The sequence below is a fragment of the Staphylococcus ratti genome, from assembly GCF_020883535.1.
Taxonomy (GTDB): Bacteria; Bacillota; Bacilli; order Staphylococcales; family Staphylococcaceae; genus Staphylococcus; species Staphylococcus ratti.
In genome coordinates, this window is record NZ_CP086654.1 from 269,199 (window position 1) to 284,341 (window position 15,143).

A 15,143-nucleotide genomic window follows, 5' to 3' on the forward strand; every position below is an offset into this window, starting at 1 on the left:
ATGGAAAATCTTATACGTGAAATGACACAGTCACTCCATAAAGGATTTATTGACCGCTCATCAGAACATATTGGCAACTTTATGCCTAAATTGTTGGTTAATAATCGTGAAGAGAACGTACTTGCTACGATTATAGATGAATTACATAAGTGCAATGCTTTTTCAATTTCAGTCGCTTTTATTACAGAAAGTGGTATTGCTAGTCTAAAAACACAACTTTACGAATTAAAACAACGTGGGGTAACAGGGCGCATTTTAACATCGAATTATTTAGCATTTAATAACCCCAAAATGTATCAAGAGCTGCTAAAACTTGAGAATGTTGAAGTCAGAGTAACAAACGTGAGTGGTTTTCATGCAAAAGGCTATATTTTTGATCATGATTTTCATACGTCATTAGTTATTGGGAGTTCCAACTTAACGTCTAATGCTTTAAAAGTAAATTATGAACACAATATATTATTGTCATCGCATCGTAACGGTGATATCGTGCATAAAGTGAAAAATCAATTTGACCAACTTTGGAAAGAGAGTACCCCGCTTTCATCTGAATGGATAGAAAACTATCAAATTATGTATCAACCACGTCCAATCAAACAATTATTAGAAGTTGAAAAAGAGCAGGTTAAGTTACAGAATAAGATGCGAGAAGCGCATGCGATAATTCCCAATTTAATGCAAAGTGAAGCATTGAAATCTCTATCTGAAATAAGAGCGCGTGGGGAGGAACGAGCGCTTATTGTTTCAGCAACGGGAACAGGAAAGACCATTATGTCAGCTTTAGATGTACGTAGTTACCAACCTAAATGTTTTCTTTTTATAGTACATAACGAAGGTATTTTACGGAGAGCTATGGAAGACTATCAAAAAGTCTTGGCAGATGAACCGGCATCTTCATTTGGGCTTTTAACTGGGAATCAAAAAGATTTAGATGCAAAGTATGTATTTGCAACGATTCAAACGATTTCGAAACCTGATATTTTCGAATGCATTGCTCCAAAACACTTTGATTATATTGTATTTGATGAAGCACATCGTGTAGCTGCAGGTTCTTATCAGAAGGTTCTAGACTACTTTAAGCCTGAGTTTATGCTAGGCATGACTGCAACCCCTGAACGTAATGACACATTAAATGTCTTTGAAATATTTCATTACAATGTAGCGTATGAAATTCGTCTACAAGAAGCATTAGAAAATGATATATTATGCCCTTTTCATTATTTTGGGGTTACTGATTATATTGCTGATGGTGTCACGATTGACGATACCAACTCACTACAAAAATTGACATCTGATGAGCGGCTAAAACATGTTTTAGATCGTATAGATTATTATGGGTATTCGGGAGAAGCATTAAAAGGTTTGATTTTTGTAAGCCGTAAAGATGAAGCACATGAATTAGCACGAAAGTTAACAGAATTAGGATTACCGACAGTAGCTTTAACTGGTGAGGATAAGCAAGTAAGGCGTCTAGAAGTTATCCAACAGCTTAAAGAAGGTCTGATCAATTATATTATTACAGTAGATCTGTTTAATGAAGGTATTGATATTCCAGAAGTAAACCAAGTTATTATGTTGAGAGCAACGGCTTCAAGCATTATTTTTATCCAACAACTTGGTCGAGGATTACGTAAAAGTAGTAATAAAGAATATGTCACAGTGATTGATTTCATTGGTAATTACAAAAACAACTATCTTATTCCTATCGCATTGTCAGGTAATCAATCGCAAAATAAAGACACCTACCGAAAATTTTTAACCGATTCAGCAGTATTAAACGGTGTTTCGACAATTAACTTTGAAGAAGTGGCTAAAAAGAAAATTTTTGAATCATTGAATGAGGTTAAGCTCAATTCAATGAAAAATTTAGTAGAAGCATTTAATAATGTAAAACAACGTATTGGTAGAGTGCCGTTAATGATGGATTTTATTGAGCAAAATTCTATTGATCCGCTTGTTATTACCTCTAAAGCACCATTCAAGAATTATCATTTGTTTTTACAAAAGTTAAAAGAAACAGAAGTAGATTTATCAGATAATGCTTCAAAAAATCTAGTCTTACTCACAAGGGAAGTTGCACCAGGTTTGAAAAGTGTTGAACATTATTTATTGACTCGATTAATGGAAGGGGAAGCTCGAAAAGAAGAATTGTTAGATTTTGTACAGGAATATGATGAAACAGTGACCATGGATGATGTTGAAATGGCCTTACGCATATTTGATTTGAGTTTCTTTAATAAAACAATTGATAAAATATATGGGAAGCCTTTAATTATTGTTCATGATAAGATTGTTGATTTAAGCCCAGAATTTAAACTACAACTTGAAGATGAAGGATATGTTAGATACATCGAAGACATATTGAGGTTGTCACAATATAATAATGAAATTCATCAAAATGGTCAGAGCGATTTACTTTTATATCACAAATATTCACGAAAAGACTTTTTAAAAATCAAAAACTTTCATAATGATGAATCTTCTACTGTATATGGATATAAAGTTAAAGAAGATATGATACCTATTTTTGTGACATATCATAAACAAGATGATATTAGCGAAACGACACAATATGAAGATGAATTTTTGAGTCAAAATGAAATGAAATGGTTTACAAAATCGAATCGTAAAATGATGACTGAAGAAGTACAAAAGATATTGCATCATCAAGAGACGAATAGAACCATTTATGTATTTGTTCAAAAAGAGGATGCGGAAGGTACGCAATTTTATTATTTAGGTACTGCACATGTTATCCAAGGTACGGAGGAGCAAACAGCAATGCCTAATGGTGCACCAGTTGTGACAATGCATCTTGGATTAAAAACGCCAGTACGTGATGATATTTATCGATATTTAGTAGAGAGTTAAATAGCACCTTAAAAGTAACGATTTTTAATTTTTCGAATAATCGTTACTTTTTTTGCGTGGACACAAAGTTATTTCAAATTGCAAAGTGCTTAATGTACAATAATCTTAAATCTTAATTATGAGGTATTGATTATGATTCAAATAAGACGAAAGCAAACAGAAGATATTCCACAAATCGCTAAAGTTCATTATGTAACCTATATTGACACATATAAAGGTTTATTGCCTGAGGCACATTTGAGTAATCAAAAAGAGGAAGAATATGTTAAGCAACATCAGAGTTTTAACGCAGCGTGTTGGGTAGCTATTGATAATAGTGAAATTGTAGGGGTTATTATGTACGGACCATCAAGAGATAAAGATCTTGAAAAAAGTTATGAAATTTACATGATATACGTCTTACCCGAGTATCAAGGTCAAGGCATCGGCACACAACTTTTAAATAAAGTGGAAAGTGAAATAAAGAACAAGGCAGCACAAGTCGCATTATGGGTTGTCGATTCTAATTTGAATACGATTCACTTTTATGAGCGTCAAGGTTACCAGTTTGATGGTAAAGAAGAGGAAGATGAAGGTTTTCGCGAACAACGCATGTTAAAAACATTATAATGCCGCTAAAGCATTTATAGTTAGAGGCGTCTCATTAGCTAAGGAGGACATACGATGAAAAATCAAATCTTTTTACCATATGAGTATGTTGCCATTGTCGCGGGTTTAATAGTGTTATTTGCTACTGTCCTCCACCTTTTTCATATCATTCCATTAGCACAAATTGCTAAAGATACGTTAATTGCTGTCTTATTTATTTCGATGGGCATTCTCATGCTAAAAACGCAACGGATTTTGGGGATATTGATTATTTTTTGGGGCATAATGTTGGTGTGGCCATATTTAATCTAAAGATTTATCGCTCAAATTTTGACGTTCCTTCTCTTTATTTTGTTTATATTTACGCATGTATAGGTAACTCATAATGGCTGCGGCTAGGAGCGCTACCAAAATTGCAATCAGACGTGCTATCCAAATATTTAGAGATGTTGTTTCAAGAATGCGCAAAGTGAGGGTTCCTGAAGTGTTCACTACAATAAACATGAGTATAATCATAAAAAATAATCGCATAAGTCATCCCTGCCTTTTTAATAGATCAATTTTTCATACTTTCCGTCTGTCTCTATTCTGAGGTTACTTATATTATATCAAAGTTACACTATGAAAGAATTTGTAATAAAACTTTTTCAAGGCTTACTAAAACACTACTTATTCACCACTCACTTTCTTCGTTTTCCTAACTCCATATATTTATCTAATAGAAATGAAATTGTTTATATGAGCTACTGTTAATTTATAGGAAGATGCCTATTTGGACCTTCACTTTTATCAAAAAATTAAAATAAATAAATATTCTGTATATGCGTATTTTTATGCATTGTATAGTTTGTTAAGTGAATTCTTAACGTTCTTTATGTAGTTAATTAAGGCGTTTTGACAATATCTTTTTAGTGTGAAAGTTATATATATTCATTAAGTTGTCACAACTATACTGTATGTAATTTGCATTAAAATGAATTATTAGATACCCTATTTCATGTATTAAGTCGAACACATCGTAGATTTTCAGCAAGAAAAGCAATGTAATGGATTGAATACATAAAGGGGGAGCTTCAATTGCTTCGAAATCGAAAAATGATAGATTGGGTCGTTTTTGTCGGCACCGCATTGGCGTTATTGTTAACGGTCATACCAATGATGGTGTTTCCCGATCAAAGTCGATCTGTTGTTATGGCTATGAATGAATTTGTAACGTCAAAACTTGGCGCTATATATTTAGTATTAGGTTTAACGATTTTTTGTTTTGTATTGTATATTGCCTTTGGGAAATATGGATCTGTCACGCTTGGCCGTGCGAGTGACAAACCAGAGTTTAGTGACTTTGCTTGGGCTTCGATGCTATTTTGTGCCGGCATAGGATCAGATATTTTATACTGGGGTGTCATAGAATGGGCTTATTATTTTCAAGGGCCACCACTTGGCGCTAAACCTATGAGTGAAGAAGCTTTAGGTTATGCGACGATGTATGGCATGTTCCACTGGGGGCCAATTGCTTGGTCTATTTATGTTTTGCCTGCACTACCTATTGGCTATCTTGTCTTCGTAAAGAAACAACCTATCTTTAAAATTAGTCAGGCGTGTCGTCCGATTTTAAAAGGACAAACGGATAAATTTTTAGGTAAAGTTGTCGATATTTTATTTATATTTGGTTTGATGGGAGGAACAGCAACGTCATTTGCGTTAGGTGTTCCAATGATTACAGCAGGACTTGAAAAACTGTTCGGTATTGATGGAAGCAGCATGCTCGTAAAAAGTATCGTACTGTTATGTATTACCGCAGTTTTTGCGTACAGTTCTTATCAAGGACTTAAAAAAGGGATTCAATTACTTAGTGACTTAAATGTTTGGTTATCGTTTGTATTACTAGCATTCGTATTTATTGTAGGACCTACCATTTTTATTATGGAAACAACCGTCACTGGCTTTGGAAATATGATGAAAAACTTCTTCCAAATGGCGACTTGGCTTGAACCGTTCGGCGGTATAGGAGGAAGGGAAGAAACGAAATTCCCACAAACATGGACGATTTTCTATTGGGCATGGTGGATTGTATACGCCCCATTTATCGGACTATTTATCGCTCGAATTTCTAGAGGGCGTACGTTAAAAGAAGTCATTTTAGGTACAATCGTTTATGGAACGTTTGGGTGTGTCTTGTTTTTCGGTATTTTCGGAAACTACGCGGCGTATTTACAAATTTCAGGACAATTTGATGTTGTTAAATTTTTAAATGCGCATGGTACAGAAGCGACAATTATTGAAGTGATTAGTCAATTACCATTTTCAACAGTTGTCGTGGTGCTCTTTATTATGTCTGCATTCTTGTTCTTAGTGACGACATTTGATTCAGCTTCTTATATTGTTGCAGCCGCAACTCAAATGAAAGTTAAAGGAGAGCCTTTCAAATGGAATCGCTTGTTCTGGGCGTTTGCGCTGTGTTTACTACCGTTTTCACTTATGTTAGTTGGTGGAGAAAAGGCGCTTGAAATATTGCAGACCGCCTCGATTGTAGCAGGTGTTCCATTGATTATCATTTTTATAATTATAATGGTTTCATTTATGATGATCTTATCGCATGACCGCATTGCGTTACAGACACGTGCGGAGCGTTTTAAAAAGATAGAACGTCGCTCATTGCGTATTGTTCAAGTAGCAGAAAAGAGAGAAGACGAGGAAGACGACGACAATTTATAATAAGATAAACAAAAAGAGGATGCCGCGGCATCCTCTTTTTTAATGCTTTGTATCTTCAGGGTCAGGAATAGGATAATGTTCAAAAATTTCACCTGTTTTAAAAGCGTTACTAATGTTTTCTAGCCAATGGTAATAAACGCGGGAATGTGCCATATGTGCTTTGATTTCTTCAGCTTCTGCTTTGAGTGCGTCATCCACATCATCTGCCGCTAGAATGTGGTCAATAATTGATTCAGCTTCAGTTACTGCCGCAAAATTAATCGTATATTCACGCTGCCATTTTTTAGTAAAGAAGTTACTGAAAAAGTCGAAAAAGTCTTTTTCAGCTTCAAAATGTTGTTTTCGACTACCGCGTGTAAAGCGTTGTTTGACGACATCTAAGTCTTGAAGCTTTTTAACACCAGCGCTCATGCTTGGTTTACTCATTTGCAGTTCTTGTCGCATTTCATCTAATGTCATGCTGTCTTTAAAGAGCATGATGCCATATAAATTACCAACGCTACGATTAATCCCATATAAGTCCATTGTTTCTGCAATCGAATTGATAACAATGTCTTTGGCTGTTTCTAATTGTGTTTCATAAGATTTCGCTTTTTTCATGACAACACACCTCCAATATGCATGTTTTATTCTATCACGATTCATGTGCATTATAACCATAAAATTAAACAAATTAGAAATATTTATTACTTTCTTAACGACGGATCGTATGTTTAAGTGCGTTTTAGAACGTTGACAAGGGTATGTGTGCATGATAAAGTTTAATTTGTGAAATTCGTTAAATAAAAACTTAACAAACTTAACGGAGGTCGTTTGATGGAATTTGTTAAACAGTTATCACGTCGTCAGTTTATTGATGGCGAGTGGGTGGAAAGTAGCAACAAAGCTACACGTGAAATTATTAATCCTTACAATCAAGAAGTTATTTTAGAAGTGGCCGAAGGTACAACAGAAGATGTTGAACGCGCGATATTATCTGCACGTCGTTCTTTTGATGAAGGGGTTTATGCCGATGAAACCGGTGATGTTAAAGGACAAAAAGTACGTGCAATTGCAGATAAAATCAAAACACATCGTGAAGAGTTAGCACAACTTGAGACGTTAGATACAGGTAAGACGTTAGAAGAATCACGTGCAGATATGGATGATATTCATAACGTATTTATGTATTTTGCTGGTTTAGCTGATAAAGTTGGCGGCGAAATTATAAATTCTCCAATTCCTAACACAGACAGTAAGATTGTGAAGGAACCTGTTGGTGTAGTGACGCAAATTACGCCTTGGAATTATCCATTGCTTCAAGCGTCATGGAAAATTGCGCCAGCGCTTGCGACAGGGTGTTCGATTGTAATGAAGCCAAGTGAAATTACGCCATTAACGACAATTCGTGTGTTTGAACTAATGGAAGAAGTTGGTTTCCCTAAAGGTGTGATTAATCTTGTATTAGGAGCCGGCTCAGAAATTGGAGACATTATGTCTACACATAAAGACATCGATCTTGTTTCATTTACTGGTGGCATTCAAACAGGAAAACGTATTATGAAACAAGCGGCAGATCATGTGACGAACATAGCGCTTGAACTTGGGGGAAAGAATCCAAACGTTATTTTTGAGGACGCTGATTTTGATCTAGCGGTTGACCAAGCTTTAAATGGGGGCTTATTCCATGCAGGACAAGTATGTTCAGCAGGCTCACGTATTATCGTGCACAATGCTATTAAAGCAGATTTTGAAAAAGCGCTTATCGCGCGCATTAAAAATATCAAAATGGGTAATGGTTTTGATGCATCAACGGAACTTGGACCACTCATTTCAGCAGAACACCGCGATAAAGTCGAAGGATATATGGATATCGCTAAAAAAGAAGGGGCAACGATTGCGATTGGTGGTAAGCGTCCAGAACGTGATGATTTAAAAGAAGGTTTCTTCTTTGAACCGACAATTATTACAGATTGCGATACGTCAATGAGAATTGTTCAAGAGGAAGTATTTGGTCCAGTGATGACCATTGAAGGATTCGATACGGAAGCAGAAGCAATTCGACTTGCGAATGATTCGATTTATGGCTTAGCTGGTGGTGTATTTACAAAAGACATTGGTAAAGCTAACCGAGTAGCTAAAAAATTGCGCATGGGAACGGTATGGATTAATGACTTCCATCCTTATTTTGCGCAAGCACCGTGGGGCGGCTATAAACAATCAGGTATCGGTCGTGAATTAGGTCATGAAGGCTTAGACGAATATTTAGAGACGAAACACATTTTGCTTAATACTCAACCAGAACCGATTGAATGGTTTGGCAAAAACAACGAATAAATCAGAGGAGGCAATTCGCTCATGAGCAAAGCATACGACAAAATGTATGACTACATTATTATCGGAGGCGGAAGTGCGGGGTCCGTTTTAGGCGCACGTTTAAGTGAAGATAAAGATAAGAAAGTACTTGTATTAGAAGCGGGACGCAGTGATTATCCTTGGGACTTACTCATTCAAATGCCAGCTGCGCTAATGTATCCTTCTGGTAACCGTTTTTATGACTGGAAATATGAAACTGCCGAAGAACCTCATATGGGAGGACGTAAAGTATTTCATACTCGCGGGAAAGTCCTTGGAGGTTCAAGCTCAATTAACGGTATGATTTATCAACGAGGTAACCCGCTAGACTATGAAAAATGGGGAAAACCTGAAGGAATGGAAACATGGGATTATGCACACTGTTTACCTTACTTTAAACGTTTAGAGACAGCTTTCGGTGCAGAAAAAGATGATCCGATTCGCGGTTTAAATGGACCGATTAAATTACGTCGTGGACCGGCGGATAATCCTTTATTTGAAGCTTTCTTTAATGCAGGGGTGGACGCGGGTTACCATAAAACAAAAGATGTTAATGGTTACCGTCAAGAAGGGTTTGGCCCTTTCGATAGCCAAATTCATAATGGTAGACGTGTGTCAGCATCACGTGCATACTTACGACCTGCGATGAAACGTCGTAATTTAACTGTAAAAACACGTGCATTTGTAGAAAAACTACATTTTGACGGTAAGCGTGTGACGGGTGTGACATTTAAACGTAATGGACGACTTCATAAAGTTCTTGCCAAAGAAGTGATTCTTTCAGGTGGGGCAATTAATACGCCACAATTGCTTCAATTGTCTGGTATAGGTGACTCTGAACATTTACGTTCTGTAGGTGTAGAGCCACGTTTACATTTGCCAGGTGTTGGTGAAAACTTTGAAGATCACTTAGAAGTTTACGTTCAACATAAATGTAAAGAACCGGTATCAATGCAACCAAGTTTGAATAAATTTAAAATGCCGTTCATTGGTTTAGAATGGTTAACGCGTCGTACAGGCGCAGCGTCAAGTAACCACTTTGAAGGTGGTGGATTTGTTCGCTCAAATGACAAAGTGAAATATCCTAACCTAATGTTCCATTTCTTACCATTAGCCGTGCGTTATGATGGTCAAAAAGCACCAACAGCACATGGTTATCAAGTTCACGTTGGGCCAATGTATTCTAATTCTCGTGGTTATTTAAAAATTACGTCAACGAATCCATATAAAAAACCTGAATTTGTCTTTAACTACTTATCAACACCAGAAGACAAACAGGAATGGGTAGAAGCAATTCGTGTAGCTCGTAACATTTTAAATCAGCCTGCCATGGACAAATATAATGGTGGCGAGATTTCACCAGGACCATCTGTACAAACAGACGAAGAGATTTTAGATTGGGTTCGTCGCGATGCTGAAACGGCGTTACATCCTTCTTGTAGCGCTAAAATGGGACCAGCTTCTGATCCAATGGCGGTTGTTGATCCACTTACTATGAAAGTGCACGGTATGGAAAACTTACGTGTCGTTGACGCATCGGTAATGCCAACTACAACAAACGGCAATATCCATGCACCTGTGCTAATGCTTGCAGAAAAAGCAGCAGATATTATTAAAGGTGTGAAACCGTTAGAACCTGAATATGTAGATTATTATGTTCACGGTAAATCTGACCCTAAATCAGGCGCAATTGAATAGAGTAGAAAACGCTTGGACCGGAGAAGGTTCAAGCGTTTTCTACTTTATTCAATTTTTGGTAGGTTGACATAGGTCATCCTGCTTTTTTATCCAAAAATAGCTCAAATATTATTGGAAGTTGATATTGAATGGTAGACACGGAATAGATTCATATCATCGTTATATTCAGTTTATAAAAACGAAGTTTGTCCTAACTTATAGATAGTGTTACGTTTCTACAGAAAGTATGAGAATATCATTACTTATACGATTGAACCCCTTCAATTTAACAATGGTGCGATTAAAGGAAGTAATCAAAAAGTTAAACTGATTAAAAGAATTCATATGGCTGGCTCAACTTTTATAACTTCAGAAATTATATTTTTACTATTTTTAGACTGTATAAAAGACCAAAGAAAAAAGCAATATCACTCTTCAATAGTGAAATTGCTTAAATAGATTGCGTACCGAGTCTAGACTCCCGAGGCATAGAGCCGAAGCCGAAAATCAGGGAGAGATACAGAAATCACATAACATTGATTTCGTAGTATCTCCCCCGCAACTATGACTAGGTTTCTAATAACAGTTAGAAACCAGTCATAGACTGCGTTGAAAAGGAACACCTGCTCACTTACGTTCACATGTGTACTGAACACGTATATCATTACATTCAAACGTGTTCATGCAGAGGTAAGGCGCCTGGGAAAGCGAGACTCGAAGTAGCAATCGGAAGTTTGCGGCTTAATTATTATATATACATAACAACTATATAAAGTGTATAGCCGTTTTATTAAGTCGTCAGTATAACAAAAAAGAAGAGACCTAAAAAATTCATTTTTTTCAGAATTTTTTAAGTCTCCTTTGCGTACTAGAGCCCCACGTTTATGCCCTTTAAAAAATAGATTCCAAGTTTGAAAGGGTTACTATACAATTAGTATTTAATAAATGTGATACTAGGCGAAACGCCTATAGATCCAATATTGATAATATTAACAGTTATTTCGTTTGAGTTAATAAATTTAATTTCTTTTACTATATTTGTATTTTCTTTGCTCTCTAGAATAAGCTTTTTTGAATCTTCATTTACTTTTTTACAATGGTATCCTGATGAATTTTCATCAATGGTGAATTTTAAAGGATCAACATCGATGGATTTCGGATACCATTCACCTTCAAGTGTTTGAATCCAATTCTTTTCGATATTATTTACAGGAGTACTAACAATATTTATTGTATTAAATTGAGAGATATTAAAACCTCCTAAATACTATTTTTAGTAACCATGAATTGAACTATACCAGCGGTAATGATGACCATCAGATACTGGAATTACATCACTATTAGCATCTTGAGTCATAAAATCACTGTCCCATGGATTCCAAATTAAGATAACTTCTTGACCATTGTCTACTTTAGCATTACCCACAACAGCCATTGCATGGTAGCCATGTAAGCCGTTTTCATACTTTTCAACACTTTCACCTAAAACAGCGATACCTTTATTGTCTTTAGTAAATTGGTCTACTTCATCATATGAAGTCATTCTCTTAAGAAGTTCAGGTGATCTTCCTTGTGAACGGCCAAAATTAATCATTTCACCCTCTGTTAAACCAGTCATTAAAAATTCGTCGCCAGTCAAATCAGGGTGGATATAGCGCATAACACCTTCTGCATTATAGCGATCTGTATTATAAGTGGCATTTAGTAATGCTGACATTGTATAGCCTGCACACCAACCATTATAACCTTGAGTTTCTCTAATAGAAAAGTTTTTCAACTTGTTCACATACTCAACGTCACTCGCATACTTTGGATTGTGGAGTTTTGTGACAGGTTTAGTAATCGAAGCCGTTTCGTTTAAACCTTTAAGTTCATCAGATTTAGGTGCTTTTTCTTCTGAACGTTTAAATTCACGCGCTTGATCAGCTTTATCTTTAACTTTAAAATCTTTTGTTTCGTGAGGTGTGCTTAACACAAGCTTAGCACTGCCTTTTTCACCCAAAACATAATAACCGTTAGAATCAGTTAAGATAGTGATTTTTTGATTTTTATATTCGTTTAATGTTTTTGAAAGGAAAGCAGAGACGTTAAGTGAATATTTACCATCTTTAGCTGAATCACCGGCAACTTTAGGTGATACTGTAACGATGTATTTAATATCGCCGTCTTCATTTAATACTGGGAAATAGTAATTTCCATCACTTTTCTTATCAAATTTATAAATTTTAAACGGTTCACCTAAAGTGTAACCATTGCTTGATTGATTGTTTACTTTATCAAGGGTTGTAACACGAGAAATATAATTTTCTTCAGCCAATTTTTGGACTTCTGAAGGGATTGATTTTTGATTAACATTTACTTTCGTAGAACTTTTTGCTGCTGGTTGACTATCAGTTGTAGATTCTGCATGTACATTGTCAAAACACGCTCCAGAAACTAAGCTTAATATAAAAACAGATTTTAATATTAGTCCACTTTTCATTTTTTATCTTCTTTGTTTTTTGTATATTATAACCCTTTCATTTACAGTATATACTATTTTTATAAAAAATGGGTAATTTTTTTAAAATTTAAAATAAATTTACGATATTTTAATGATAAACAAGACTTGTACTCTAAGTAAAATTCAACTGATAGATAACATATGAAATTTAAGAGATAGGCGGTTAGAACGGTATTTGTGAGAGATTTGAAAGTTTAAGTTAAATGATGATAATAAGGAAAATACATTTTTCTTGAAATCGGTATTTGTAAATTTGAATTAAGTAAAAATGAAGCATTGACTTCTGAAATCATTTCGGTATAATTATGCTTTATATAGAATAAATATTAAGTATTCTGTATAAAAATTCTAAAAGGGCGTGATCTTGATGGGACGTACACGACAACTTTAAAGCAGATTGCAGGTTTCAAAGGAAAAAGTTTTCTCAAAACAAGTGATTATACGAAATTTGAACTTGAAACATTGATTGATTTTTCAATAGAACTCAAACATAAGAAACGACATCAATTGCCACATCCTTATTTAAAAGGCAAAAACATAGCGCTTATTTTTGAAAAACCTTCTACACGTACCCGTGCTGCTTTTAGTGTTGCAGCAAAAGATTTGGGGGCACATGTAGATACTTATAGTGCAGGTGATTTTCATCTTGGTGTTAAAGAATCAATTGCTGACACGGCACAAGTTTTAGGACGTATGTATGACGGTATTGAATTCAGAGGTTTTCAACAGGCGCATGTTGAGACATTAAGTCTTGCTTCTGGAGTGCCAGTATGGAACGGACTTACAGATGAATGGCATCCGACACAAATGATTGCAGATTTTATGACACTAAAAGAACATTTTGGCACGCTTGAAGGCAAAACACTGACATACGTCGGAGATGCGCGCAATAACGTTGCCCATGATTTGTTAGTTACAGGCGCAATATTAGGCGTGAATATCCATATTGCCGCACCTGAGTCGGCACAACCAGATTTAGAAGTGCAGCATCTTGCAGAAACATTTGCGGCTAAGAGTGGGGCACAGCTACACATTACAAATAATGTTCAAGAAGCAGTCTATCAAACAGATGTCATCTATACGGATGTTTGGTTATCAATGGGGAGAGAAACATCAGAATGGGGAAGTCGTATTGAGCTAATGTTACCTTACCAAGTCAACGCAGAATTATTGGCGCAGACACATCAACCCCATACTATCGTGATGCATTGTTTGCCAGCATTTCATGATTTAGAAACGAAAACTGCGCAAACGTTATATCAGCAGTTTGGCGTTGAAGCGATGGAGATAACAGATGAAGTTTTTAACGGTAAACATTCCGTTGTTTTTGAACAAGCGGAAAATCGTCTCCATTCTATAAAAGCAATACTTGCTGCAACATTAGGCGATGTATTTTAAAACGTTAACGTTCTTTTTATAAATGTAGATTCAAAGGGTTAGGATATTGTGATATCCAGCCCTTTTATTTTTTAAAATGTATTGAAAAGTTTTTCAAAGCTAATCATAGTTCTAAGTACGGATGACATTTAAAAATACCAAAAAATAAAAGTTGTCCAATTCTCAATAAATTAAGTATAATAATACTTAATTTTAATATAGATAGGGGATGGGGTGTTTTTCTGGAAGAAACGCATTATTCTAGGAGAATAAATTTGTTTTGCGGAGTATAAAACATGAACACTAAGAAACTAGTCATAAGTATCATCATTATTTGTTCAATATTAGGTACATGGGGTGTGAAAAGCTATTTTGAACATGAATATCAAAAAAGTGCTCAAGAAAACCGAAAAAAAGTAGAAGAAGCGTTTGAACCAGTATTTAAGCTATACCCCACTCGCAACTTAGAAGACTTTTTAAATATGGAAGGTCCTAAAAGCGATGCATTTAAAAAAGGAGATAAAGGTCAATGGATTATTATTTCCGAATTATCTACTACAAGCGAAACCCAAAGTGAACTTTCACAATCGGAAATGATGACAACACGAATTAATCTTGAAAATCGGAGTATTAGTGGTGAATTTACAGTGATAGACAGGAATTTAGAAACGAATGAAAATAAAAGTAAAACATATTTATAGACGTATGAAGTAGGAGAATTAAAATTCAAAAACCAAGTTCCTTCAGATATCCAATCTAAAATTAGAAATTATAAGTATTTAATTCAGTATGGTAATTTTCGAGATGTTTCAAAAATGCGTACGAAAGACGTTTTATGGAATGATAACGCGCCGCTCTATACAGTAGAATATGCATTACCTAAAGATAATATCAATTTAAAATTGTTAGAAAAATGGTATGGCATTAAATCTGATAGTAAAAGAACAATGGAATTACATATTTTAGGAAGTACAGATAAAAAAATAATTAGTCATAAAAGGGTGGAGTTCACTTTGAAAAAAACCCCCTATGTTTCTTATTTGGAAAGTATTAGTTTTAGACCAACAAAGTAGGTAAT

General features: G+C 35.2%; 11 protein-coding genes and 1 pseudogene. 8 read left to right on the forward strand and 4 right to left on the reverse strand.

The window, feature by feature from the left end:
- From LN051_RS01155 to LN051_RS01165, 3 genes are all read left to right on the forward strand, one after another.
- Nucleotides 1-2,871, forward strand: a complete 2,871-nt coding sequence (locus LN051_RS01155) for a DEAD/DEAH box helicase (RefSeq protein ID WP_229292806.1) — start codon at nucleotides 1-3, stop codon at nucleotides 2,869-2,871.
- A gap of 132 nt (nucleotides 2,872-3,003) precedes the next feature.
- On the forward strand, nucleotides 3,004-3,480 hold the full coding sequence (locus tag LN051_RS01160; protein WP_229292807.1) for a GNAT family N-acetyltransferase: 477 nt from the start codon (nucleotides 3,004-3,006) through the stop codon (nucleotides 3,478-3,480).
- A 54-nt stretch (nucleotides 3,481-3,534) separates the two neighbouring features.
- Entirely contained in the window at nucleotides 3,535-3,771 is a 237-nt protein-coding gene (locus LN051_RS01165; RefSeq protein ID WP_229292808.1) for a hypothetical protein, read from the forward strand.
- Here the strand turns inward: LN051_RS01165 and LN051_RS01170 are convergent.
- Nucleotides 3,763-3,975 (reverse strand): hypothetical protein, encoded by a 213-nt coding sequence (locus LN051_RS01170; protein ID WP_229292809.1) that lies wholly within the window; start codon nucleotides 3,973-3,975, stop codon nucleotides 3,763-3,765. The two genes, LN051_RS01165 and LN051_RS01170, sit on opposite strands and share 9 nt — an antisense overlap.
- Before the next feature lie 579 nt (nucleotides 3,976-4,554).
- Here LN051_RS01170 and LN051_RS01175 point away from each other — a divergent pair.
- Nucleotides 4,555-6,174, forward strand: coding sequence for a BCCT family transporter (locus LN051_RS01175; protein ID WP_229293588.1), 1,620 nt, complete (start codon nucleotides 4,555-4,557; stop codon nucleotides 6,172-6,174).
- 39 nt (nucleotides 6,175-6,213) lie between these two features.
- On the opposite strand, the gene cudC is transcribed toward LN051_RS01175, so the two are convergent.
- Nucleotides 6,214-6,774, reverse strand: coding sequence for a choline uptake/conversion transcriptional regulator CudC (cudC, locus tag LN051_RS01180; protein WP_229292810.1), 561 nt, complete (start codon nucleotides 6,772-6,774; stop codon nucleotides 6,214-6,216).
- A 216-nt stretch (nucleotides 6,775-6,990) separates the two neighbouring features.
- On the opposite strand from cudC, the gene betB reads away from it, so the two are divergent.
- Together betB and betA are read left to right on the forward strand one after the other, a co-directional pair.
- Nucleotides 6,991-8,490 carry a betaine-aldehyde dehydrogenase gene (betB, locus tag LN051_RS01185; RefSeq protein WP_229292811.1) on the forward strand — a complete coding sequence of 500 codons (1,500 nt, stop codon included), beginning with the start codon at nucleotides 6,991-6,993 and terminating at the stop codon, nucleotides 8,488-8,490.
- A 21-nt stretch (nucleotides 8,491-8,511) separates the two neighbouring features.
- Nucleotides 8,512-10,206, forward strand: a complete 1,695-nt coding sequence (gene betA, locus LN051_RS01190; protein ID WP_229292812.1) for a choline dehydrogenase — start codon at nucleotides 8,512-8,514, stop codon at nucleotides 10,204-10,206.
- Between the two features lie 910 nt (nucleotides 10,207-11,116).
- On the opposite strand, the gene LN051_RS11470 is transcribed toward betA, so the two are convergent.
- Nucleotides 11,117-11,434, reverse strand: a complete 318-nt coding sequence (locus tag LN051_RS11470; protein ID WP_420854001.1) for a staphostatin A — start codon at nucleotides 11,432-11,434, stop codon at nucleotides 11,117-11,119.
- A gap of 24 nt (nucleotides 11,435-11,458) precedes the next feature.
- Nucleotides 11,459-12,667 (reverse strand): cysteine protease staphopain, encoded by a 1,209-nt coding sequence (locus LN051_RS01195; RefSeq protein WP_229292813.1) that lies wholly within the window; start codon nucleotides 12,665-12,667, stop codon nucleotides 11,459-11,461.
- A gap of 417 nt (nucleotides 12,668-13,084) precedes the next feature.
- Between LN051_RS01195 and argF the strand changes: the two genes are divergently transcribed.
- Nucleotides 13,085-14,086: an ornithine carbamoyltransferase gene (argF, locus tag LN051_RS01200; protein ID WP_229293589.1), complete on the forward strand. Its 1,002-nt coding sequence runs from the start codon at nucleotides 13,085-13,087 to the stop codon at nucleotides 14,084-14,086.
- 275 nt (nucleotides 14,087-14,361) lie between these two features.
- A pseudogene (locus LN051_RS01205) lies at nucleotides 14,362-15,138 on the forward strand (Csa1 family protein).
- Nucleotides 15,139-15,143 lie beyond the last annotated feature (5 nt).

Excerpts from the sequence above, each read along its gene's own strand:
- betA (WP_229292812.1), top strand. The coding sequence starts at position 8,512 with ATGAGCAAAGCATACGACAAAATGTATGACTACATTATTATCGGAGGC.
- LN051_RS01160 (WP_229292807.1), top strand. The coding sequence starts at position 3,004 with ATGATTCAAATAAGACGAAAGCAAACAGAAGATATTCCACAAATCGCT.
- LN051_RS01195 (WP_229292813.1), bottom strand. The coding sequence starts at position 12,667 with ATGAAAAGTGGACTAATATTAAAATCTGTTTTTATATTAAGCTTAGTT.
- LN051_RS01170 (WP_229292809.1), bottom strand. The coding sequence starts at position 3,975 with ATGATTATACTCATGTTTATTGTAGTGAACACTTCAGGAACCCTCACT.
- LN051_RS01165 (WP_229292808.1), top strand. The coding sequence starts at position 3,535 with ATGAAAAATCAAATCTTTTTACCATATGAGTATGTTGCCATTGTCGCG.
- LN051_RS01175 (WP_229293588.1), top strand. The coding sequence starts at position 4,555 with ATGATAGATTGGGTCGTTTTTGTCGGCACCGCATTGGCGTTATTGTTA.
- cudC (WP_229292810.1), bottom strand. The coding sequence starts at position 6,774 with ATGAAAAAAGCGAAATCTTATGAAACACAATTAGAAACAGCCAAAGAC.
- betB (WP_229292811.1), top strand. The coding sequence starts at position 6,991 with ATGGAATTTGTTAAACAGTTATCACGTCGTCAGTTTATTGATGGCGAG.
- LN051_RS01155 (WP_229292806.1), top strand. The coding sequence starts at position 1 with ATGGAAAATCTTATACGTGAAATGACACAGTCACTCCATAAAGGATTT.